The sequence below is a fragment of the Streptomyces sp. A01 genome, assembly GCF_059026195.1.
Window position 1 is genome coordinate 53528 of record NZ_JBWLKN010000005.1, and the last position, 21096, is coordinate 74623.

Annotated in this window: 22 protein-coding genes and 2 tRNA genes; 10 read left to right on the forward strand and 14 right to left on the reverse strand. The window is 68.6% G+C overall.

Going from position 1 to position 21096, the window contains the following annotated elements; all coding sequences use genetic code 11:
* Nucleotides 1–27: 27 nt before the first annotated feature.
* Nucleotides 28–390: a winged helix-turn-helix transcriptional regulator gene (locus AC5P1B_RS07955; RefSeq protein WP_493885865.1), complete on the reverse strand. Its 363-nt coding sequence runs from the start codon at nucleotides 388–390 to the stop codon at nucleotides 28–30.
* Nucleotides 391–547: 157 nt separating this feature from the next.
* Between AC5P1B_RS07955 and AC5P1B_RS07960 the strand changes: the two genes are divergently transcribed.
* Complete coding sequence (locus tag AC5P1B_RS07960) at nucleotides 548–1198, forward strand: FMN-dependent NADH-azoreductase (protein WP_493885866.1); 651 nt, start codon at nucleotides 548–550, stop codon at nucleotides 1196–1198.
* A 294-nt stretch (nucleotides 1199–1492) separates the two neighbouring features.
* Here the strand turns inward: AC5P1B_RS07960 and AC5P1B_RS07965 are convergent.
* Nucleotides 1493–1576 (reverse strand) — tRNA-Leu (locus tag AC5P1B_RS07965).
* Nucleotides 1577–1938: 362 nt separating this feature from the next.
* Here AC5P1B_RS07965 and AC5P1B_RS07970 point away from each other — a divergent pair.
* The 6 genes from AC5P1B_RS07970 to pknB all read left to right on the forward strand — a co-directional run bounded on the left by AC5P1B_RS07970 (nucleotide 1939) and on the right by pknB (nucleotide 10039).
* Nucleotides 1939–2793, forward strand: a complete 855-nt coding sequence (locus AC5P1B_RS07970; RefSeq protein ID WP_493885867.1) for an FHA domain-containing protein — start codon at nucleotides 1939–1941, stop codon at nucleotides 2791–2793.
* A 10-nt stretch (nucleotides 2794–2803) separates the two neighbouring features.
* A complete protein-coding gene (locus AC5P1B_RS07975) occupies nucleotides 2804–3340 on the forward strand; it encodes an FHA domain-containing protein FhaB/FipA (protein ID WP_493885868.1) in 537 nt (178 codons plus the stop codon).
* A 66-nt stretch (nucleotides 3341–3406) separates the two neighbouring features.
* Nucleotides 3407–4963, forward strand: coding sequence for a Stp1/IreP family PP2C-type Ser/Thr phosphatase (locus AC5P1B_RS07980; protein WP_493885869.1), 1557 nt, complete (start codon nucleotides 3407–3409; stop codon nucleotides 4961–4963).
* A gap of 22 nt (nucleotides 4964–4985) precedes the next feature.
* The gene (locus AC5P1B_RS07985; protein ID WP_493885870.1) at nucleotides 4986–6401 is read left to right on the forward strand and encodes an FtsW/RodA/SpoVE family cell cycle protein; all 1416 of its coding nucleotides are present in this window, start codon (nucleotides 4986–4988) and stop codon (nucleotides 6399–6401) included.
* Nucleotides 6398–7858 carry a peptidoglycan D,D-transpeptidase FtsI family protein gene (locus tag AC5P1B_RS07990; protein WP_493885871.1) on the forward strand — a complete coding sequence of 487 codons (1461 nt, stop codon included), beginning with the start codon at nucleotides 6398–6400 and terminating at the stop codon, nucleotides 7856–7858. Before AC5P1B_RS07985 ends, AC5P1B_RS07990 begins: the two co-directional genes overlap by 4 nt.
* A 168-nt stretch (nucleotides 7859–8026) precedes the next feature.
* Nucleotides 8027–10039, forward strand: coding sequence for a Stk1 family PASTA domain-containing Ser/Thr kinase (gene pknB / locus AC5P1B_RS07995; RefSeq protein ID WP_493885872.1), 2013 nt, complete (start codon nucleotides 8027–8029; stop codon nucleotides 10037–10039).
* A gap of 130 nt (nucleotides 10040–10169) precedes the next feature.
* Here the strand turns inward: pknB and AC5P1B_RS08000 are convergent, their stop codons facing one another.
* The 6 genes from AC5P1B_RS08000 to AC5P1B_RS08025 all read right to left on the reverse strand — a co-directional run bounded on the left by AC5P1B_RS08000 (nucleotide 10170) and on the right by AC5P1B_RS08025 (nucleotide 15021).
* On the reverse strand, nucleotides 10170–10907 hold the full coding sequence (locus AC5P1B_RS08000) for a class E sortase (RefSeq protein WP_493885873.1): 738 nt from the start codon (nucleotides 10905–10907) through the stop codon (nucleotides 10170–10172).
* Nucleotides 10908–11037: 130 nt separating this feature from the next.
* Nucleotides 11038–12498, reverse strand: a complete 1461-nt coding sequence (locus tag AC5P1B_RS08005; RefSeq protein ID WP_493885874.1) for a class E sortase — start codon at nucleotides 12496–12498, stop codon at nucleotides 11038–11040.
* Nucleotides 12495–13151, reverse strand: a complete 657-nt coding sequence (locus AC5P1B_RS08010; protein ID WP_493885875.1) for an aminodeoxychorismate/anthranilate synthase component II — start codon at nucleotides 13149–13151, stop codon at nucleotides 12495–12497. Before AC5P1B_RS08010 ends, AC5P1B_RS08005 begins: the two co-directional genes overlap by 4 nt.
* A 40-nt stretch (nucleotides 13152–13191) precedes the next feature.
* The gene (locus AC5P1B_RS08015; RefSeq protein ID WP_493885876.1) at nucleotides 13192–13350 is read right to left on the reverse strand and encodes a hypothetical protein; all 159 of its coding nucleotides are present in this window, start codon (nucleotides 13348–13350) and stop codon (nucleotides 13192–13194) included.
* A 78-nt stretch (nucleotides 13351–13428) separates the two neighbouring features.
* On the reverse strand, nucleotides 13429–14187 hold the full coding sequence (locus tag AC5P1B_RS08020; RefSeq protein WP_493885877.1) for a class E sortase: 759 nt from the start codon (nucleotides 14185–14187) through the stop codon (nucleotides 13429–13431).
* Between the two features lie 63 nt (nucleotides 14188–14250).
* Complete coding sequence (locus AC5P1B_RS08025; protein WP_493885878.1) at nucleotides 14251–15021, reverse strand: DUF881 domain-containing protein; 771 nt, start codon at nucleotides 15019–15021, stop codon at nucleotides 14251–14253.
* Between the two features lie 143 nt (nucleotides 15022–15164).
* Between AC5P1B_RS08025 and crgA the strand changes: the two genes are divergently transcribed.
* The gene (crgA, locus tag AC5P1B_RS08030) at nucleotides 15165–15428 is read left to right on the forward strand and encodes a cell division protein CrgA (RefSeq protein ID WP_493885879.1); all 264 of its coding nucleotides are present in this window, start codon (nucleotides 15165–15167) and stop codon (nucleotides 15426–15428) included.
* A 448-nt stretch (nucleotides 15429–15876) separates the two neighbouring features.
* Here the strand turns inward: crgA and AC5P1B_RS08035 are convergent, their stop codons facing one another.
* Both AC5P1B_RS08035 and AC5P1B_RS08040 read right to left on the reverse strand, forming a co-directional pair.
* On the reverse strand, nucleotides 15877–16755 hold the full coding sequence (locus AC5P1B_RS08035) for a rhomboid family intramembrane serine protease (protein ID WP_493885880.1): 879 nt from the start codon (nucleotides 16753–16755) through the stop codon (nucleotides 15877–15879).
* A gap of 118 nt (nucleotides 16756–16873) precedes the next feature.
* Nucleotides 16874–17407 (reverse strand): peptidylprolyl isomerase, encoded by a 534-nt coding sequence (locus AC5P1B_RS08040; protein WP_493885881.1) that lies wholly within the window; start codon nucleotides 17405–17407, stop codon nucleotides 16874–16876.
* A gap of 257 nt (nucleotides 17408–17664) precedes the next feature.
* Here AC5P1B_RS08040 and AC5P1B_RS08045 point away from each other — a divergent pair, with 257 nt between their 5' ends.
* Nucleotides 17665–18390 (forward strand): DUF5324 family protein, encoded by a 726-nt coding sequence (locus tag AC5P1B_RS08045; RefSeq protein WP_493885882.1) that lies wholly within the window; start codon nucleotides 17665–17667, stop codon nucleotides 18388–18390.
* 505 nt (nucleotides 18391–18895) lie between these two features.
* On the opposite strand, the gene AC5P1B_RS08050 is transcribed toward AC5P1B_RS08045, so the two are convergent.
* From AC5P1B_RS08050 to AC5P1B_RS08065, 4 genes are all read right to left on the reverse strand, one after another.
* Entirely contained in the window at nucleotides 18896–19096 is a 201-nt protein-coding gene (locus AC5P1B_RS08050) for a hypothetical protein (protein WP_493885883.1), read from the reverse strand.
* Between the two features lie 105 nt (nucleotides 19097–19201).
* Nucleotides 19202–19615: a DNA-binding protein gene (locus AC5P1B_RS08055; RefSeq protein ID WP_493885884.1), complete on the reverse strand. Its 414-nt coding sequence runs from the start codon at nucleotides 19613–19615 to the stop codon at nucleotides 19202–19204.
* Nucleotides 19597–19881 carry a hypothetical protein gene (locus AC5P1B_RS08060; RefSeq protein ID WP_493885885.1) on the reverse strand — a complete coding sequence of 95 codons (285 nt, stop codon included), beginning with the start codon at nucleotides 19879–19881 and terminating at the stop codon, nucleotides 19597–19599. The genes AC5P1B_RS08055 and AC5P1B_RS08060 overlap by 19 nt, the downstream gene beginning before the upstream one ends.
* Before the next feature lie 420 nt (nucleotides 19882–20301).
* A tRNA-Ala gene (locus AC5P1B_RS08065) sits at nucleotides 20302–20374 on the reverse strand.
* Nucleotides 20375–20492: 118 nt separating this feature from the next.
* Between AC5P1B_RS08065 and AC5P1B_RS08070 the strand changes: the two genes are divergently transcribed.
* Nucleotides 20493–21041, forward strand: coding sequence for a helix-turn-helix domain-containing protein (locus tag AC5P1B_RS08070; protein ID WP_493885886.1), 549 nt, complete (start codon nucleotides 20493–20495; stop codon nucleotides 21039–21041).
* The last annotated feature ends 55 nt before the right edge of the window (nucleotides 21042–21096 follow it).

Sequence of the window (21096 nt, forward strand, 5' to 3'; positions counted from 1 at the left end):
CTTCCCGCGACCGGCTCAACGACCGGCTCAGCTCCGGAAGCGCTCCGGGCACTCGCCGCCGTCCACCAGGTAGGTCTCCGCCCACTTCCCCAGGGCCTTCAGCGCGGGCTCGATCGCCTCTCCGCCCTCGGTGAGCCGGTAGAAGACGCGCAGCGGCGGCCCAGGCTCGACCTCGCGTACGACGAGACCCACGGCGGCCAGCTCCGTCAGCCGGTCCGACAGCATGCGCTCGCTGATTCCGGGGATGGCCCTGCGCAGCTCCGCGAAGTGTCCGCCGCCGCCCATCAGCGTGGCCACGATCAGCCCGGTCCACCGCTTGCCGAACAGGCCGAAGACGCGCGTCACGCCCTCGTCGACCTTCTTGCAGCTCTGTTCGGTGTGCTCTGCCATGACCCCAGAGTACGGCCTTCACGTGCGGAGCTATAGAAAAGTAAGCAGCTGTGCTAATAATAGGAACGTACGGAAGGGCGGACCGCTGTCCGTCCGCGCACGTCCCTCACGCTGCCGTCTCATCTCTTGAAGACCCAAAGCACCGGAAGGCCCCGACATGCCCACCTTGCTGCACCTTGACTCGTCCGTTTTCCCCACCGACGGCTCCGCTTCCCGCGGCGTGACCGCCACCTTCCGCAAGGCCTGGGAGGAGCAGCACCCGAACGGCACCGTCATCTACCGCGACCTCGCCGCCGAGCCGCTGCCGCACCTCGACGGTGTGGGCGCGAGCGCGGGCTTCGCCGACCCGGCCGACCACAGCCCCGAGCAGCGGGCCGCCTTCGCCGTGCGCACCGCGCTCGCCGAGGAGCTGGAGCAGGCCGACACGGTCCTCATCGGCGCCCCGATGTACAACTTCACGATCCCCTCGACGCTGAAGGCATGGCTCGACCACGTGATCATCATGGGCCGCACGGCCGGTGACGCGCCGTCAGCGGCGGGCACCCCGGTCACGGTCGTGGCAAGCCGTGGCGGCTCGTACGCCCCGGGCACCCCGCGCGAGGGCTTTGAGTTTGTCCAGAACTATCTGGAGAAGGTCCTGAACGGCATGCTCGGCCTTGATGTCCGCTTCATCGTTCCGGAGCTGACCCTCGCCCCGACGACCCCGTCGATGGCCGACCTCATCGGCCTGGCCGACGCCTCACGTGTCAAGGCTCACGAAGAAGCCGTGGCGCGGGCCAAGGAGCTCGCGGCCCAGTTCGCCGCCTGACCCGGCACAGCGAGCAGGACCAGGGCGGGCCGGGACGTACGGCCGCACCCGCGTGTACGGCCGTACAGCCGCGCCGGACAGCGCCACCGGCACCCGCCCACGAGCCCACGCGCCCCCACGGGCGGACACCGCACGAACCCGAAGCACGGACCCGAAGCGCCGATCCGGCACTCCCGAGCCGACGTGCCGCGCCTCGGGAGTGCCGACATACCGACATACCGACCCGGATACGAATCCGGACAACGAAAAGGACCCCCATCCCGGATCTCTCCAGGACGGGGGTCCTTCTTCATGTGCGCGAGGGGGGAGTTGAACCCCCACGCCCTTTCGGGCACTGGAACCTGAATCCAGCGCGTCTGCCTATTCCGCCACCCGCGCATGGGTGTTGCCGTGAGATTCCCTCACCTTATCCGGTGTGATCGGTCCGATCAAAAACGATCGGGAAGATCCATCCGTTACGGTGTGGGCGCCTTCCGACATCCAGAAGATTAGCACGCTGGCAGGGGTGCCCTCACATCCGTTATCGGGCTCCCCACCGGCCCAGAGACCGACCCGGTTGCGGGACACTGGTTCAGGGGCGCATCTACGATCCCTTGTGAGAGGGGACACTCCGTTGTGAGAGGTGACACTCCTCGCACCGGGCCAGGAAGGGGAACCAGCCGATTTCCCGACGCGTGGATACGATCAGTAAGCAGTATCAAGACGACACGACCGAGGAAGACTGAGGAAGGAGGTGCCCCGTGGGAGTACTGAAGCGCTTCGAGCAGCGTCTCGAAGGTCTCGTGAACGGCACCTTCGCCAAGGTGTTCAAGTCCGAGGTCCAGCCGGTCGAGATCGCGGGTGCGCTCCAGCGCGAGTGCGACAACAACGCCACCATCTGGAACCGCGACCGCACCGTCGTCCCCAACGACTTCATCGTCGAACTCAGCACGCCTGACTTCGAGCGGCTGAGCCCGTACAGCGGGCAGCTCGGCGACGAGCTGTCCGGCATGGTCCGCGACTACGCCAAGCAGCAGCGCTACACGTTCATGGGCGGCGTCAAGGTCCATCTGGAGAAGGCCGAGGACCTCGACACCGGGCTGTACCGGGTACGCAGCCGCACCCTCGCCTCCAGCGAGAGCCAGAGCCCGCAGCCGGGCGCCCCGCAGGCGCAGCCGCAAGGCCGCCCCCAGGGACCGCGTCCGGTGCCGCCGCGTGGCGGCCAGCCCACCCAGGCCCCGGCGGGCCCACCGCCGATGCCGAGCGCACCGCCGCCCGGCGCACGCCCCGTGCCCCGTACGGGGGGACCCAGTGCCGCACCGCCCGCGGGCGCGCAGACCCGGCGCTGGATCGAGATCAACGGCACCCGCCACCAAATTTCCCGGCCCACCCTGGTGCTGGGCCGGAGCACCGACGCTGACGTGCGGATCGACGACCCGGGCGTTTCCCGTCGGCACTGTGAGATCCGGGTCGGAACGCCCCCAACGGTCCAGGATCTGGGATCGACCAACGGCATCGTGGTAGACGGACAACACACCACGCGCGCTACGCTCCGCGACGGCTCACGCGTCGTCGTGGGCAGCACCACCATCGTTTACCGGCAAGCCGAAGGGTGAAGCGGGGGCAATGTCAGAGCTGACCCTCACGGTCATGCGGTTGGGTTTCCTCGCCGTACTGTGGCTGTTCGTCATCGTGGCCGTTCAGGTCATCCGCAGCGACTTGTTCGGCACGCGGGTGACCCAACGCGGGTCACGCCGGGGAAGTCCTGACCGGGCGCAACAGCAGCAACAGCAGCGGCAGGCGGCTCCACCGCAGCAGCGCCAGCAACAGCAGCAAAACAGCCGGGGCGGCGGCCGCCAGCGGCGCGGCGCCCCCACGAAGCTGGTCGTGTCCGAGGGCACCTTGACCGGCACCACCGTCGCCCTCCAGGGGCAGACCATCTCCCTGGGCCGGGCACATGACTCGACGATTGTGCTGGACGACGACTACGCGTCCAGCAGGCATGCCAGGATCTATCCAGACCGTGACGGGCAGTGGATCGTCGAGGATCTCGGGTCCACGAACGGTACGTACCTCGACCGGACCCGGCTCACCACGCCGACACCGATTCCGCTCGGCGCGCCGATCCGCATCGGCAAAACCGTCATCGAGCTGCGGAAGTAGTAGGACCATGACGACCGGAGGGTGGGCACCGTGCGGATGTACCCGGAGCCGACGGGCGAGGTGCGCATGAGTCTGTCACTGCGTTTCGCCGCCGGATCGCACAAGGGCATGATCCGGGAGGGCAACGAGGACTCCGGCTACGCCGGGCCCCGGCTGCTGGCGATCGCCGACGGCATGGGCGGGCAGGCGGCCGGAGAGGTCGCCAGCTCGGAGGTGATCTCCACCCTCGTGCAGCTCGACGACGACGTGCCGGGCTCCGACATCCTCACCTCGCTGGGCAGCGCCGTGCAGCGCGCCAACGACCAGTTGCGCGTCATGGTCGAGGAGGACCCGCAGCTTGAGGGCATGGGCACCACGCTCACCGCCCTGCTGTGGACCGGCCAGCGGCTCGGCCTCGTCCACGTCGGCGACTCCCGCGCCTACCTCCTGAGGGACGGGGTGCTCACCCAGATCACCCAGGACCACACCTGGGTACAGCGCCTGGTCGACGAGGGCCGGATCACCGAGGAAGAAGCCACCACCCACCCGCAGCGCTCCCTGCTGATGCGGGCACTGGGCAGCGGCGACCACGTCGAGCCCGACCTGTCGATCCGCGAGGTGCGGGCCGGCGACCGGTATCTGATCTGCTCGGACGGCCTGTCCGGGGTCGTCAGCCACCAGACCCTCGAAGAGACCCTCGCCAGCTACCAGGGCCCGCAGGAGACCGTGCAGGAGCTGATCCAGCTCGCGCTGCGCGGCGGCGGCCCCGACAACATCACCTGCATCGTCGCCGACGTCCTCGACGTCGACGGCGGTGACACCCTCGCCGGGCAGCTCAACGACACCCCGGTCATCGTGGGAGCCGTCGCCGAGAACCAGATCCAGCTCGGAGACGGCGGCGCCGCGCAGACACCCGCGGGGCGCGCCGCCGAGCTCGGCAGGAACAAGCCCGTACCGCCGCAGGCGACGGGTGACGACGCGGGCGGCTTCGGGCCGCCCGGAAGCGGGGCCCCCGCCCTCAGCACGCCCCACGACGGCGGCTACGGCGGCTACGTGGACGGCGACGAGCCCCCCACCAAGGAGGGCCGCAACAAGTGGATCAAGCGGTCGCTGTACATCGCGCTCGCCCTCGCCGTGGTCGGCGGTGGCCTGTACGGCGGCTACCGGTGGACGCAGAACCAGTACTACGTGGGCACCAACGGCGATCACGTCGCGATCTACCAGGGCATCAGCCAGGATCTCGCCTGGATCAGCCTCAACGACGTCCACGAGGATCACCGCGAGATCGAACTCAAGTACCTGCCGATAGACCAGCGCACCCGGGTCGAGGACACCATCGCGGTGAGCAACCTCGGCCAGGCCCAGCAGAAGACCAAGAACCTCGCCCTCGTCGCCGGCGCCTGCAAGAAGCTCGACGAGCGCAAGCGCGCCGAAGAGGAGCGCAAGCAGGCCGAGGAACGCCAGAAGGACCTGAAGAAGGACGAGAGGCAGGCCGGCGGCAACGTCGGCACCCGCGCGGGCGAGATCAGCAAGACCGGACCCAGCGCCGACAAGACCAAGCCGTCTCCGACTCCGACTCCCGGCCCCACCCTGTCGGAAGCAGAGCAGCAGGTGGTCCCGCAGTGCAGCAGCACCCAGCAGTGAAGCGGTAGGGGGCCGTCCAGCGATGAGCAGCAGCACCACCAGTACGACCACGATCAGCACGGTCGGGCCACCGAGCCGCCGCAACACCGAGCTCGCCATGCTCGTGTTCGCCGTGATCATCCCGGTCTTCGCCTACGCCAACGTGGGCCTCGCCCTCAGCGACGAGATGCCCTCCGGCATGCTCAGCTACGGCCTCGGGCTCGGATTCCTCGCGGGCGTCGGCCACCTCGTGGTCCGCAAGTTCGCGCCCTACGCCGACCCCCTGCTCCTCCCGCTGGCGACCCTGCTCAACGGGCTCGGGCTGGTCCTGATCTGGCGGCTCGACCAGTCGGAGCGGCTGGCGCGCATGGCCGAGTCACGCGGCTACACCTACGCGGCGTCAGCACCGAACCAGCTGATGTACTCCGCCATGGGAGTGGCGTTCTTCGTCGCCGTCCTGATGCTCGTCAAGGACCACCGCATCCTCCAGCGCTACACCTACATCTCCATGGCCGCCGCGCTGGTCCTGCTGGTCATGCCGGTGTTCTTCCCCGCCAAGTTCGGCGCCCGCATCTGGGTCACCGTCGGGGCCTTCTCCATCCAGCCCGCCGAGTTCGCGAAGATCGTGATCGCGATCTTCTTCGCGGGCTATCTGATGGTCAAACGGGACGCCCTCGCGCTCGCCAGCCGCCGCTTCATGGGCCTGTACCTGCCGCGTGGCCGCGACCTCGGCCCGATCCTCGTGGTCTGGGCGATGAGCATCCTCATCCTCGTCTTCGAGACCGACCTGGGCACCTCGCTGCTGTTCTTCGGCATGTTCGTCGTGATGCTGTACGTGGCGACCGAGCGCACCAGCTGGATCGTCTTCGGCCTGCTGATGTCCGCGGTCGGCGCGGTCGGCGTCGCCACCTTCGAGCCGCACGTGCAGCAGCGCGTTGACGCCTGGCTCGACCCGTTCGCCGTCTTCGAGACCGGTCAGGGCACCGAGCAGATCGCCCAGGCCCTGATGGCCTTCGGCTCCGGCGGCGTCATGGGCACCGGCCTCGGCCAGGGCAACTCCGACCTCATCGGCTTCGCCGCCAACTCCGACTTCATCCTCGCCACCGTCGGCGAGGAGTTCGGGCTCGCCGGGACCATGGCGATCCTGCTGCTGTACGGGCTGATCGTGGAACGCGGCGTACGCACGGCACTCGCCGCCCGCGACCCGTTCGGCAAGCTGCTCGCCATCGGCCTCTCGGCAGCCTTCGGCATCCAGGTCTTCGTCGTCGCCGGCGGAGTCATGGGCCTGATCCCGCTGACCGGTATGACGATGCCCTTCCTCGCGTACGGAGGGTCCTCCGTACTCGCGAACTGGGCCCTGATCGCGATCCTCATCAAGATCAGCGACACCGCGCGCCGCCCGGCGCCCACCCCCGCACCCTCCACCGACGCCGAGATGACCCAGGTGGTCCGCCCGTGAACAAGCCCCTGCGCCGCATCGCGATCTTCTGCGGAATACTGGTCCTCGCCCTGCTCGTACGCAGCAACTGGCTCCAGTTCGTCCAGGCCGACGAGCTGAAGGAACACGAGCACAACCGACGGGTCGAGATCGCCCGCTACAGCCAGCCGCGCGGCAACATCATCGTCGACGGCGAGGCCATCACCGGCTCCACCAAGACCAACGACGGCGACTTCCAGTACAAGCGGACGTACAAGAACGGCGCCATGTGGGCACCGGTCACCGGCTACGCCTCCCAGGTCTACGGCGCCAACCAGCTGGAGAAGCTCGAAGACGGCATCCTCACCGGCGACGACGACCGGCTGTTCTTCAACCGCACCCTCGACATGATCACCGGCAAGGGCAAAAAGGGCGGCGATGTCATCACCACCCTGAACACCAAGGCCCAGGAAGCCGCGTACAAGGGCCTCGGCAACAAGAAGGGCGCCGTCGCCGCGCTCGACCCGCGCACCGGCAAGATCCTCGCGCTCGCCTCCACCCCGTCGTACGACCCGTCCACCATCGCGGGCAGCAACGACGGGAAGGCATGGAAGGCGCTCGACAAGAAGAACAACCCGGACGACCCGACGCTGAACCGGGCGCTGCGCCAGACGTACCCGCCGGGCTCCACGTTCAAGGTCGTCACCGCGGCCGCGGCGCTGGAGGACGGGAAGTACACGGACATCAACGCGCCGACGGAGTCGCCCCTGCCGTGGACGCTGCCCGACACCAGCGGCATCCCGCTGAAGAACGAGGGCAACATCCCGTGCAAGAACGCCTCGCTCAAGCTCGCCCTCCAGGTCTCCTGCAACACCGTCTTCGGCAAGATCAGCGCTGATCTCGGCAACGACAAGATGATGGAGCAGGCCGAGCGGTTCGGCTTCAACGAGACCGTCGACACCCCGGTCCGCACCAACGAGAGCGTCTACCCCAAGGACAACAGGCCGCAGAACGCGATGGCCGGCATCGGCCAGGCCAGCAACCGCGCCACGCCGCTCCAGATGGCCATGGTCACCGCGGCCATCGCCAACGACGGCAAGATGATGAAGCCGTACATGATCGACAAACTGCGCGCGCCGAACCTCAACGTGGTCGAGCAGAACAGCCCCGAGCAGATGAGCCGCCCGCTGTCCACGGAGAACGCGCAGAAGCTCCAGGAGATGATGGAGAACGTCGTCGAGAAGGGCACCGGCTCCAACGCCCAGATCTCCGGCGTCAAGGTCGGCGGCAAGACCGGTACCGCCCAGCACGGCGTGGCGAACAGCGAGAACCCGTACGCGTGGTTCATCTCGTACGCCAAGGGCGATGACGGCTCCCCCGTCGCCGTCGCCGTCGTCGTCGAGGACTCCAAGGCCGCCCGCGATGACATCTCCGGTGGCGGCCTGGCCGCCCCGATCGCCAAGGACGTCATGAAGGCGGTACTCGACAGCGAAAAGTGATGCCGGTCACGCCTCGTACCGATCTTCGCACGTCGCGATACCGGTCGGATATCAGCTCATGGTGGTGGCCAGGACCCGCGAGACACGCCGGGTACGGTATGCCGAGCAGCACACCGCCGGGCCCCCACAGCGGTGCGGTCGGGAATGACGGAGAGGGCTGGAGAAGCTATGGAAGAGCCGCGTCGCCTCGGCGGCCGGTACGAGCTGGGCTCGGTGCTCGGCCGCGGTGGCATGGCCGAGGTGTACCTCGCGCATGACACGCGCCTCGGCCGCACCGTCGCTGTGAAGACGCTGCGGGTGGACCTCGCCCGCGACCCGTCGTTCCAGGCCCGGTTCCGCCGAGAGGCCCAGTCGGCCGCCTCGCTCAACCACCCCGCGATCGTCGCGGTCTACGACACCGGCGAGGACTACGTCGACGGCGTCTCGATCCCGTACATCGTGATGGAGTACGTCGACGGTTCCACACTGCGCGAACTGCTGCACTCCGGGCGCAAGCTCCTGCCCGAGCGCTCGCTGGAGATGACCGTCGGCATCCTCCAGGCCCTGGAGTACTCGCACCGCAACCAGATCGTCCACCGCGACATCAAGCCGGCCAACGTCATGCTGACGCGCACCGGCCAGGTCAAGGTGATGGACTTCGGCATCGCACGGGCCATGGGCGATTCCGGCATGACGATGACGCAGACCTCGGCCGTCATCGGCACCGCCCAGTACCTCTCGCCCGAACAGGCCAAGGGCGAACAGGTCGACGCGCGCAGTGACCTGTACTCCACCGGCTGCCTGCTGTACGAGCTGCTGACCGTGCGGCCCCCGTTCGTGGGTGACTCGCCCGTGGCCGTCGCGTACCAGCACGTACGGGAAGAGCCCAACGCGCCCAGCACCTACGACCCCGAAATCACCCCCGAGATGGACGCCATCGTCCTGCGGGCGCTGGTGAAGGACCCGGACTACCGCTACCAGTCCGCCGACGAGATGCGCGCCGACATCGAGGCGGCCCTCGAAGGGCAGCCCGTCGCCGCCACCGCCGCGATGGGTTCGGTCGGCTACGGCGAGGACCAGCCGACGGCGATGCTGCGCTCGCAGGACGGCGGCGCGCCCACCTCGATGCTGCCGCCCACGCGCGACGACGACGGCGGCTTCGGCTACGACGAGCGCGGCGACCGCAGGCGCGAGAAGAAGAACCACACCTCGACGATCCTGCTGATCCTCGCGGGAATCCTCGTCCTCGTCGGCGCCATCTTCATCGGCAAGTCGGTCTTCGGCAGCGGCAACAACGACGACATGGTCGACGTGCCGAACCTGCAGGGCAAGACGTTCGCCGAGGCGGAGAAACAGGCGAAGAACGGCGACTTCAAGGTCGAGAAGGCCGGTTCGAAGTTCTGCGACCAGCCCAAGAACACCGTCTGCGCCCAGGACCCGGAGGGCGGCCCGGACGCTGAGATCAAGCGGTTCGGCACCGTCGAGCTGACCATGTCCAAGGGAGCCAAGCCGGCGGCGAAGGTCTCGGTCCCGGACGTCCTGAACATGCAGTACGACGAGGCCAAGGCAGCTCTGGAGAGCAAGGGCCTCACCGTCGCGCAGCAGACGCAGGAGTCCGACCAGACTCCGGGCAAGGTACTCAAGCAGGACCCCGACGGTGGCACCAAGGTCGCCAAGGAGGCCAAGGTGACCCTGACCGTGGCCAAGGAGAAGGAACAGGTCGTCGTCCTCGATGTCGTCGGCAAGCCCGTCGAGGAGGCGAAGAAGCTCCTTGAGGACAAGGGCTTCACGGTCGAGACGCAGGAGCAGGAGAGCGCGGACAAGGAAGAGGGCACGGTCCTCAGCCAGTCGCCCACCGGCGGCACCCCCGTGGTCCCCGAATCGAAGATCGTCCTGACCATCGCCAAGGCCCCCAAGGACGAGCCCAGCGACGAACCGGTAGCCGTGCCGCAGCTGACCCAGCAGACCGTGGCCGCGGCCCGCACCGCCCTGGAGGACCTGGGTCTTAAGGTCGGGAACATCACCGGACCGAAGGACGACGACGCCATCGTCATCTTCACCAGCCCGGGCGCCGACAGCCAGGTCCCGCCGGGGACCGCTGTGGACCTCACCACGATCGGTGGCCGTCCCGGCGGAAACGGCAACGGCGGCCACGGCGGCAACGGCGGGGACGGTGGCGACGGCGGCGGCTGGTTCGACTGACCGGCCGACCCGGCCACACCGGCCGCGCTGATCCCGTACGACCCTGATCCGCAGACACGAAAGCGCCGGGTGGGCCTGGAATCCAGGCCCACCCGGCGCTTTCGTGCTTTTGCTTTCTCCCCCGGAGGCGCTAGCGCAGTTCCTCCGGCTTCGTACGGTCCCTGTCGACCTTCTCCGTACGTTCCAGTTCCGCCCATACGACGTAACGGTGCCGGGAGGTGTAGACGGGCGTGCAGGTCGAAAGCGTGATGTACCGGCCCGCCTTCTTCTTGCCCGACTCCTTCGGGACCGGGTCGAGCACGTCCACATTGAACTTCGACGTCTCCGGCAGCTTCGCGTAAACCCGGTAGATGTACCAGACATCCCGGGTCTCGAAGACGACGGAATCGCCCTTGTCCACCTTGTTGATGTTATGGAACTTCGCGCCGTGCCCGTCCCGGTGCGCGGCCAGCGAGAAATTGCCCTTCTTGTCCCACGGCATGGCGGACTTCACCGGGCCCGTGTAATACCCGGCGACCCCCTTGTTCAGGGTCTTCGTCGCCGTGCCCTTCCTGACCAGCACCTCACCGTTGTTCATCGACGGGACATGCAGGAAGCCGATGCCGTCCTTGGTGTCGAGCTTGCCGGGCCCCTTGGCCCAGTTCTCGCGCACCTTGTCGCCCTGCTTCCTCGCCTCCCGGTCGGCTATCACATTCGTCCACCACAGCGAGTAGACGACGAACAGCGCCATCAGCACACCAGCCGTGATCAGCAACTCGCCGAAGACGCTGACAGCGGCCGCGATCCGGCGCCCGGCGCGGCGCCCGCGCGATGGTGCGGCGGGCGCGGCGTCCGCCTCACTCCGCTCGTCCTCGTCGGTCCGTACCACCGCGTCGTACCTCGTTCCCTCTGGATCTCTGGCCCGCCGAGCGTCTCGCACCCCGCTGCGCACCCGCACCTCAGGTCCGGCCGCCCAGCGCCGCCCAGCCCGGCGGATTCTTGCCGTCTGTGGCGCCCGCTCAGTCAACCAGCGCGTCCGGCTTGCCCTTCGCGCGCGGCCGCTCCTCAACCATCTTGCCCCAGACGATCATTCGATACTTACTGGTGAATTCCGGGGTGCATGTCGTCATCGTGAGATAGCGCCCCGGCTCGGCGAAGCCGGAACCGGGCGGCACCGGACCGATGACACCCGTGTTCGACGGCGAGGTCTGCGGCAGAATGCTGCTCATCTCGTACGTGTAATACGAGGTCTGCGTCTCCACGACGATCTCGTCGCCGGGCTTGAGCCGGTTGATGTACCGAAACGGCTCACCATGCGTGTTGCGATGCCCCGCGACCGCGAAATTGCCCTTCTTGTCGGACGGCATCGCGGTTTTCAGCTTGCCCTCGGCGTAGTGGCCGACCATGCCCCGGTCGAGCACCTTGTGCTTGTTGATGCCCTCAGCGACCGGGACGACCACGTCCAGCTTGGGGATGTACATGATGGCGAACCCCTCGCCAGGCTCGAACTTGCCCGGCTTCCGGTCCTTGTCCTGCGCCCACTGCTTCTGCAGCTTGTCCCTCTCGCGCTCCGCCTGCTGGTGGGCGAGGATGTTCGTCCACCACAGCTGATACGTGACAAACAGCAGCATCAGCACCCCAATGGTGATGAACAGCTCGCCCACCGCCCGGCTCACCAGCGTCCCGGTGGTCGGTTTACGCGCCCGCGCGGCCCGCTTCGCCTCCAGCCGCGTCAGGGGAGCGGCGTCCACCCCGCCCGCCACCGAGTCCCCCGCGCCCCGTCCCGCAGCCTGACGCGGCCCCTGGCCCGCTTCCTTGGCGCCTCTCCGCCCGCCCCTGCCAGAGCCTCGTCTACCGCCCCGCTTCGCGGCCTGCCGGGCCGCCTTGCGCCGCTCGGCCCGCCCACCGGGGGACGGCTCCGGCACGGCGGACCCCGCCGCCCGGGTCCGCTCCGCCGTCGGCGGCTCCGCCTTGCGCAGCGCGACGGTCTCCCCGTCGGCCATCGGCGGCATCGGTCCTGGCCCGGGGGCGGGCTGCCGCCGGGTGATGACGCGCAGCCCCACCGTCTCGGCATCAAACGGAAGGCGCGCCACGGGCAGCACAGTGGTGGCGTCGGTGGCGTCAGCCGTGTCAGCGCAGTCGGCCGTGCCGGTGGCGCGGGGGGTGCCGGTGGCGCGGGGGGCGCCGGTCGCCGCTTCCCGCGTCGGCGGGCGCCGTAAGGGCTCAGCCACGGGCGGGGATACAGGCCCGGACACGGCCGGCGACGCGGGCGACGCCGAGGCCGGGGCCGACACCGAGGCCGGGGGCAAGGGCGCGGCCTGGGGCGGGAGCGGGTCGGTCAGGGGATCGTCGAGTCGTTCGACGGCCGCCGCGAACGCGTCCGTACCGACGGAGGAGTCCTGCGCGTCCCGCGCCTCCTCCGCGACGGGTTCCCGGGCGCCTCGCGCGGCGCCCTCGCGCTCGGGGCGGAGTGCCGTCACGCGCCGGCCTTGCCGACCACCGGCGCGAGCCCCACCGCCCGTTCCACCGCGCCCGGGTCCCCGCAGCGCGTCAGCCAGTTGGCGAGCATCAGGTGGCCCCACTCGGTGAGCACCGACTCCGGATGGAACTGCACCCCTTCAACGGGCAGTTCACGGTGCCGCAGCCCCATGGCGATCCGCCCGCCCGGAGCGTCAGCGGTCTCCGTCCAGGCGGTGACCTCCAACTCGGGCGGGAAGGAGGCGCTCTCAACGGACAGCGAGTGGTAGCGGGTCGCCGTGAACGGCGAGGGCAGACCACTGAACACCCCGGTGCCCTCGTGCGTGACCGGCGACGTCTTGCCGTGCAGCAGCTCCGGAGCGCGCCCGACCACCCCGCCGTACGCGACGGCCATGGACTGCATCCCCAGACATACGCCGAACACGGGCACGCCCACCGCGGCGCAGTGCCGCACCATGTCCACGCAGACGCCCGCCTCCTCCGGCGTGCCGGGGCCGGGGGAGAGCAGCACCCCGTCGAACCCGTCCTCGGCGTGCCGAAGGGCCACCTCGTCGTTGCGCAGCACCTCGCACTCGGCGCCGAGCTGGTAGAGGTACTGGACGAGGTTGAAGACGAAGCTGTCGTAGTTGTCCACAACCAGAACGCGCGCGGTCATCGGGTGCCTACCGTCCTTGCCGTTCCTGCCGTATCCGCGGTCACTCGTCGACCGTCACATCGTTGAACGGGAGCAGCGGCTCCGCCCACGGGAAGATGTACTGGAAGAGCACATATACGGTGCCGAGCACGAGGAGCAGCGAGATCAGTGCCCGCACCCACGCGTTACCCGGCAGATGCCGCCAGATCCAGCCGTACATGCTGTCCCTACTCGCGATGAACCGATGGAAGAGTCACTTGCGCCACCAGAGTAAGGGGCGGGGCACGGGGGCCGTGGGTCAGCCGCGTAATGCGACGGGCCTGCCCTCGGTGACGGGCTTGGTGGTCTCCAGCCGCGCCCAGGCGATCAGCCGGTGGCTGTGGCCCCACTCCGGCTCGCACGTCGTCAGCGTCAGATAGCGGCCGGGCCGGACGTAACCCGCCGCGCGCGGCACGGGGTCGATGACGCCGGTGTCGGTGGGCCGGGTGCGGTACGGCTCGCGGCTGACGCGGTAGGTGAACCAGGTGGTGCCGTCGTTGACCACCACGGCGTCGCCGGGGCGCAGCGCGGGGAAGTCCTTGAACGCGTCGCCGTGTGTGCGGCGGTGCCCAGCGACCGCGAAGTTGCCCAGCGCACCGAGCCGCGCGGTGCGCGCGTAGTGGCCGAGTCCCCGGCGCAGCGTGCCGGCGTCGGTGCCGTGGAGCACGGGCTTGGCCCAGCCGTCGCCGAAGCGCGGGATGTACATGACGGCGAACGCGTCACCCTTCGTGTACGGTCGGCCGTTCACCTTTTCCGGTGCTTCCTGGCGCGGGCCCTGGCCGCCGGGGGGAGCGGTGTCCCGCGGCTGCTGGGCCGCCCACCGCTTCTCCAGGCGGGCGATCTCGCTGTCCATCGCGCGGTCGGCCCGTACGCCCGTCCAGAACAGCACGTAGACCACGAACAGCACGATCAGCGAGCCTACGGTGACGCACAGTTCGCTGAGTGCCCGCACGATCAACCGCGCCCGCGCCCGCACCCGCGCTCGTGCCCCTGTCGAGACTCGCGTCCGCACCCGCACCGGCCGCCACTCCCTCCCCAGCAGGACCGCGCACCGCGGCACTCCCGCCGCACGGGCGGCTGGCTACTTCACGGGCTGCGCGTGGTGGAGGTCCACTGTGCCGGAGTATCCGGGAAGAGTCATCGCGTCGTGGTCGTCCACTTTCCAGCCGAGGCCGTACGCCTTCACGTACTGCTGGTAGTTCTGGATCGCGGGGGAGGCGGTCAGCGCGTCGCGCAGCGCGGAGATGTCGCCGACGGCGGTGATCTTGTACGGCGGTGAGTACACGCGGCCCTGGAGGATCAGGGTGTTGCCGACGCAGCGCACCGCGCTGGTGGCGATCAGCCGCTGGTCCATGACCCTGATGCCCTTGGCGCCGCCCTGCCACATCGCGTTGACCACGGCTTGCAGGTCCTGCTGGTGGATGACGAGGTCGTTGGGCTGCGGATCGGGGACGCCGGAGACCCGGGGCGTGGCGTTCGGCGGGGCGTCGGTGAGGGTGACGGTGACGGCGCTGCCCTGTAGCTTCTTGGTGCCGGCGGCCCGCTCCAGGGCACGGAGCCGCTTGTCCTCGGCCGCGCTGCTGCCGTCGTCCCTGCGGATCAGGGCGTCGACGTCCGAGCGCATGCCCGCGGTCTTCTCGTCGAGCCTGGCGTTCTTACGGCTGCGGTCCTGGATCAGGTCCGACAGCCGCAGCATGGACTCGTCGCTGCGGATGTTGGTGCCCTGGGCCGTGTTGAAGCTGATCCAGAAGATGAGCCCGGCGAGCGCGAAGATCGCGCCCGTCAGCAGCCGGATCGGGCGGAACGCGAAGCGGCGAGGAGCCGGGTCGGGGGAGTCGGCTGAATTACTCAACGTACCCTTATCTCTCTCGACGCCGCGGAAGCACTACGCTAACGGACGCCTGGGGGAATGGAAGTGCTCCCTTCGCTGTCCCCGGGCGCCCGTCCATGTACGTTTCCGCGCGGTCACGCAGCGCATCGACAGGAGAGTTCCTCGTGCCGAAGTCACGGATTCGCAAGAAGGACGACGCCAAATCGCCACAGGCGAAGCAGCAGCAGACCACGACCATAAAGCTGACCAGTGGTCGCAGCTGGGTCGCGCCTCTGATGCTGGCGATGTTCCTGCTGGGTCTTGCCTGGATTGTGCTGTTCTACGTGACGACGGGCGATATGCCCATCGAACCCCTCGGGAACTGGAACATTGTCGTCGGCTTCGGCTTCATCGCTGCGGGGTTCGTCGTCTCCACGCAGTGGAAGTAGGGCTGGACGCGGGGGCGGTCGCGGCCGACCAGGCAAGCCTTGCCCTTAGTTATCCACAGAGCGATCCACAGTGGGGAAAACTTACGACGATCTGTGGATAACCCCTGCGAGGTTGACGCCGGTGTGACCGGTGGAGCATCACTCCGCCCCCGCCCACTCCCCGTCCCGCCAGGCAAAACGTAGATCTGTGCGACCTAGCACACCCGTTCCCCACAGGCTCGCCGTTCCACTGTGGACAACTTCGCCAGCCGGAACGTTTCCCTCCCCGCCGACCAGGCCCGACAGGCCCCGGAGCAACCGCCTCCGCACTGGAACGCCAGCCTCCGGCCCCGGAACGACGGCTCCGGCCCCGCATGACGGCTTCAGCCCTGGAACGGCGGCTTCGGGGGGCTCCCCAGGGGGCGCGCCTCCGCCCGCACGCGCCCCGGCGCGACCGGCGTCCCGCGCATCAGCCCAGCTGCGCGGTCCGCACCACGACCACCACCACGATCGCCAGGAACGCCAGCGCGCAGGTCCCCACCTGCACCAGGTCGCGTCGCTCACGCGGCGCGTGCACCAGGCCGTACGCCACCACCGTGCCGATGACGAGGCCGCCGATGTGCGCCTGCCAGGCGATGTTGCTCCAGGTGAAGGTGAAGAGCAGGTTCAGCGCGAGCAGCGCGACGACCGGGCGCATGTCGTAGTTGAGGCGCCGCATCAGCACCGCGGTCGCGCCGAGGAGACCGAAGATCGCACCGGACGCGCCCAGCGACGCCTGCGAGGCGTCGGCCACGAGGTAGGTCAGGGCGCTGCCGCCGAGGCCGGAGAGCAGATAGAGCGCGAGGAAGCGGACCCGGCCGAGCGCCGCCTCAAGCGGAGCTCCGAGCCACCACAGCGAGAGCATGTTGAAGGCGATGTGGAACGGCTCCTCGTGGAGGAACATCGAGGTCAGGAGGCGATACCACTCCCCCTCCGCCACACCTTCCGACGGGACGAACCCGGCGTCAGCCGGTGGCCACTCGCCCACCAGCGCCCAGTCGTCGATCAGCCGGTCGCCCACCGAAAGCACCGCGATCCACACCAGCACATTGAGCGCCAGCAGGATCTTGGTGATCAGGCGTGGGTCGGCGGTCAGCGCGGCGCCCGTGACCGTACGGGGCTGACTGCCGCGCGCCGTGCGGCCCACGCCGCTGTCAGCGGCGTTCGCCCCGCGCACGCACTCCGGGCAGTGGAAGCCGACCGAGGCACTGACCATGCACTCCGGACAGATAGGCCGCTCACAGCGGGTGCAGCTGATACCGGTCTCCCGGTCCGGGTGCCGGTAACAGCAGACGGCCTGGTCTTCCATGACTCCCCTTAACCCCTTATACCCCTCGCCCGTCCAGTCGGGCAGCGTACGGCCGCCGCCCCACCCATCTGTCTACGGACGGGTGGGGCGGGATGGTTCCCTCGCGCGTCAGGCGATGTCAGCTCTCGCGGGTCTCGATCACGACGGACTCGATGACCACGTCGTTGACCGGACGGTCGGTACGCGGGTTGGTCTGGGCGGCGGCGATGGTGTCCACGACCTTCTGGCTCGCGGGGTTGACCACCTCACCGAAGATGGTGTGCTTGCCGGTCAGCCACGCGGTCGGCGAGACGGTGATGAAGAACTGCGAGCCGTTGGTGGCCGGGCCGGCGTTCGCCATGGCCATGAGGTACGGCTTGTTGAAGGCGAGGTCCGGGTGGAACTCGTCCGCGAACTTGTACCCAGGGCCGCCCGTGCCGTTCCCCAGCGGGTCTCCGCCCTGGATCATGAAGCCGCTGATGATCCGGTGGAACACCGTGCCGTCGTACAGCTTCTTCTTCGACGACTCCCCGGTCGCCGGGTCCGTCCACTCACGAGTGCCCTCGGCGAGCTCGACGAAGTTCTTCACCGTCTTCGGCGCGTGGTTCGGCAGCAGCCGGACCTCAATGTCCCCGTTGTTGGTCTTCAGGGTGGCGTAGAGCTGCTCGGCCACGATCTACCTTCCATAGTCCGCACTGACGACTCACGATCCTCGCACGGACGCCGACGAGACGAGTAGCCGCCGGAAACGGCGCGCGGCGCCCCGTTCCGTGACATTGTCGTCGGAAGCTCCTGTATGACCCGGATGCCCGACCACAGATGCTCGCCAGTCAACCGACAGGCATGATCTGCAAATAGGCGGAAAGGCGACACTACGCGTCCAGGGGTAGTCCCTGACCCCCGGATACGCCACCGAGGAGGAGGAATTCCGTGACCCGCAAGGACAGCGTGCGAGCCGCTACCAGCACGGCCAAGGACAGCGTCCGGCACGCGGCGGAGGTGGTGGGGCCGCACGCCAGCCAGGTCAAGGAAGCCGCTGTGCACCAAGCACAGGAGGCCCGCAGCCGCCTGGCGCCGAAGGTGTCGCAGGCCGCGCACCAGGCCCGCACGGCGGCGAGCTGCCAGTACCAGGCGTACGTCAGCCCCCGGCTGGAACACGCCCGCGACGCCCTCCCGCCGAAGGTCGACGAAGCCGCCCACCGCGCCGCCGTACGGACCCGCAAGGCCGCCCGGCAGGCCGCCGACTACACCGCGCCCCGCGTCGGCTCCGCCGTCGCCGGTGCCCGCGCCGCCGCAGAGCCGGTAAGGGACGAGGCCGCCGCGCGTGGCGGCGCCGCTCTGGCGGCGCTGCGCGGCCAGATCAGCGCGGCGGACGTCGCGCGACTCCAGAAGAAGCAGCGCCGCCGCGCCCGGCGCGGCAAGCTGGTCAAGCGGGTGACCGTGCTCGGCCTGCTGGCAGGCGGCGCGTACGCCGCCTGGAAGTGGTGGGACAAGCAGGCCAACCCGGACTGGCTGGTGGAACCCCCGGCGGCGACGGAGACCAGTGACCGCGCACCGCTGACGTCGGTGGACGGCAGCGACCAGACGGCACTCGACCCGGAGGTCCAGGCCAAACAGGCGGAAGCCGAGTCGACCAAGGACGACAAGAACCCCTGACCCGCCGCGGCGCCGCGTCCGACCGGCTGCCGCCGCGGCGCCCCCTCTGATCCGCTGCCGTGCCGCCTGAGCCGCCCGGGTCGCGGGAGACCCGACAGAACACAGAACGCCCTCTGGCCGACGCGAACGCGCGAACCGGCCGGAGGGCGTTTCCCGGGAGACCTGACGAAGAAGTCCCCTTAGAGGTCATCTCATTTGGGCTGTTCGACAGTCTGGCGTCGTGGGGATCGTTGAGCATCTCGTGCCGGATGAGTTGTGGGAGCTGTTCGAGCGGATCGCCTGCACCCTCATCTGCTACCGAAGACTCGCCGAATGAGACGACCTCTTCACCACCATGGCCCCCGCCGCCTCCCTGCCGAACTGAGGGGGATCTCCGCATGCGCGTGACGCTGGGCGCATAGGTGTTACCCAAATCGTGACGATCAACTTGCTCAGATCACAGGGCCTGGTCCACTCCGTAGTCAGCAAGTACGCGAATGCCGGAGCTGCTTCAACAGACGTCGCATCAGAGGGTGAGTACGGTCCGGAAGCGAAGCAAGGGGCCTTCTTCCCTCACGGCGGGGTAGATGCGGTAGCCCATGACAATCTGCGACGGGTCTGCTTCGCCCGCGTTGAAGGAGTCGTCCGGTTCTTGAACGGGGTGCGAGAGCACCGCCCCCAAACGCGACAGCGCCCCGTCGCCCTGGCCCAACATGTCCTCGATCATGTACCGGTCCAATGGGCTCGTGGTCTTGCGGAGCCTGGCCCCGGTGCACTGGTCAACGCTGGGGGAGCGGGCTGGCGACCACGGAAACCCGCCGACGCCAGCGGGTCACACCGCAACCAGGCGGACCCGGTCGCCGCACAGCTTGCCCATATCATCGATGTCGGAGGTCAGCATGACCACCGGGCGTCGCTGTCGCAGGGCCGCCTCGGCCACAGCCGCATCGATGGCGTACTTGTGGCCATGCAGCCCGGCTTCCATCAACAGCGCCGGGGCCGCCCGCGCCTCCTCGTCGCCTACCGGAACAGCACGCAGACCGGACAGCACCCAGTTCAGCCGGGCCTTGTTCGTACGCGCGTGCACGGCCTCGATGATGGCAAGCGCGCAGATCACCACCTCCATGCCACGGGACCGCGCCTCCACAACCAGGGCGACCACCGCCTCGTCATCACCCAACAGCTTGGAAAGCCCTTCGCTGTCGAGGACCAGCGTCCCCTCGTGACTCAGCTTGCGGCGGGCCACTGACCCTCCTCGGCGAACACCTCGTCAAAGACCTGCCGCGCCCGCTGCCGTGCTTGCTCGGAGACAGATCCCTTACGGCTCTCATAGTCCGCCAGGTACTCATCCAGCACTTGGCCGCGCAACTCCCGTTCGACGGCTTCCGCGATGAACGCAGAGAACTCCCGCTTACCGACCCGGGCACGGATTGCCTGCGCGGTCCCCTCGGGCAGCGAGAGGCTGACCCGTGTCGCCGGCCCCTCACCGATGCTGTACGTCGTCTCGGACATGAATCCAGTGTCAAACAAGTAGGAAAGCGGAAAGCCCTGGCAGTTTCCCTCAACGACCAACGAGGTCCAGGAGGGGGAACCTCAATCTGATCCATGCGCTCGGACCAGAAACGATCACCGCGCCGCAACGGTGCGACGAGCACAGCCCGGCTCACATGCCTCAGCACGCACATCAGGCAGGACCCGCACCACCGGCCAGAGACCAGCCCACGTAGCCCACCCGCTTCCAAACCGCCATGCCACTTGAGCCCAGGGGACCCACGGGAGAGCAGCGGCGAGCGGCAAACCCCAAGCTTCCCCCGGACCTCGGGCCTCCGACCGCAGCTCGTCAGCACCACCGTGCTGACATGTCAGCACGGAAAATCGGGACAAAAAGACCCCCCTGACCGCGTTCCCGCAGGTCAGAGGGGTCTCGCGACGTGGAGCCTAGGAGAGTCGAACTCCTGACATCCGCCATGCAAAGACGGCGCTCTACCAACTGAGCTAAGGCCCCGTCGCGGATCAGGATACCTGTTCCGCGATAGCTTTCCCGACCGGGTATCGCTCGTGCGTACCGCTCTCCGTAGGATGCCACGCAAGATTCGCGGCAGCGAAGCGAAGGGGAGAGCGAGATGGACGCAGCACAGCAGGATGCCACCGCCCGTGCACGGGATCTGCAACGCAGTTGGTACGGGGAACCGCTGGGAGCTCTCTTTCGCCGCCTCATTGACGACCTCGGCCTCAATCAGGCCCGGCTCGCCTCTGTATTGGGGCTTTCCGCCCCCATGCTGTCGCAGCTGATGAGCGGGCAGCGCGCCAAGATCGGCAACCCGGCGGTGGTGCAGCGGGTGCAGGCGCTCCAGGAGCTCTCCAGCCAGGTGGCGGACGGCCGGATCAGCGCGGGTGAGGCCGCCGAGCGCATGGAAGAGGTCAAGAAGTCGGCGGGCGGCTCCGTCCTGAACAACACCTCCCAGACCACGGCCAGCAGCGGCGCTCCCACGGTGCGGCGCGTGGTCCGGGAGATCCAGTCCCTGCTGCGTTCCGTGTCAGCTGCCGGAGACATCATCGATGCCGCCGACACCCTCACCCCGACCCACCCCGAACTGGCAGAGTTTCTTCGCGTGTACGGCGCGGGGCGCACCGCCGACGCGGTCGCCCACTACGAGTCACACCAGGGCTGACCGGCCGCCCCGGCCGATCAGCCGAACCGAGTCGATGGGCGAGTGGACGGTCAGG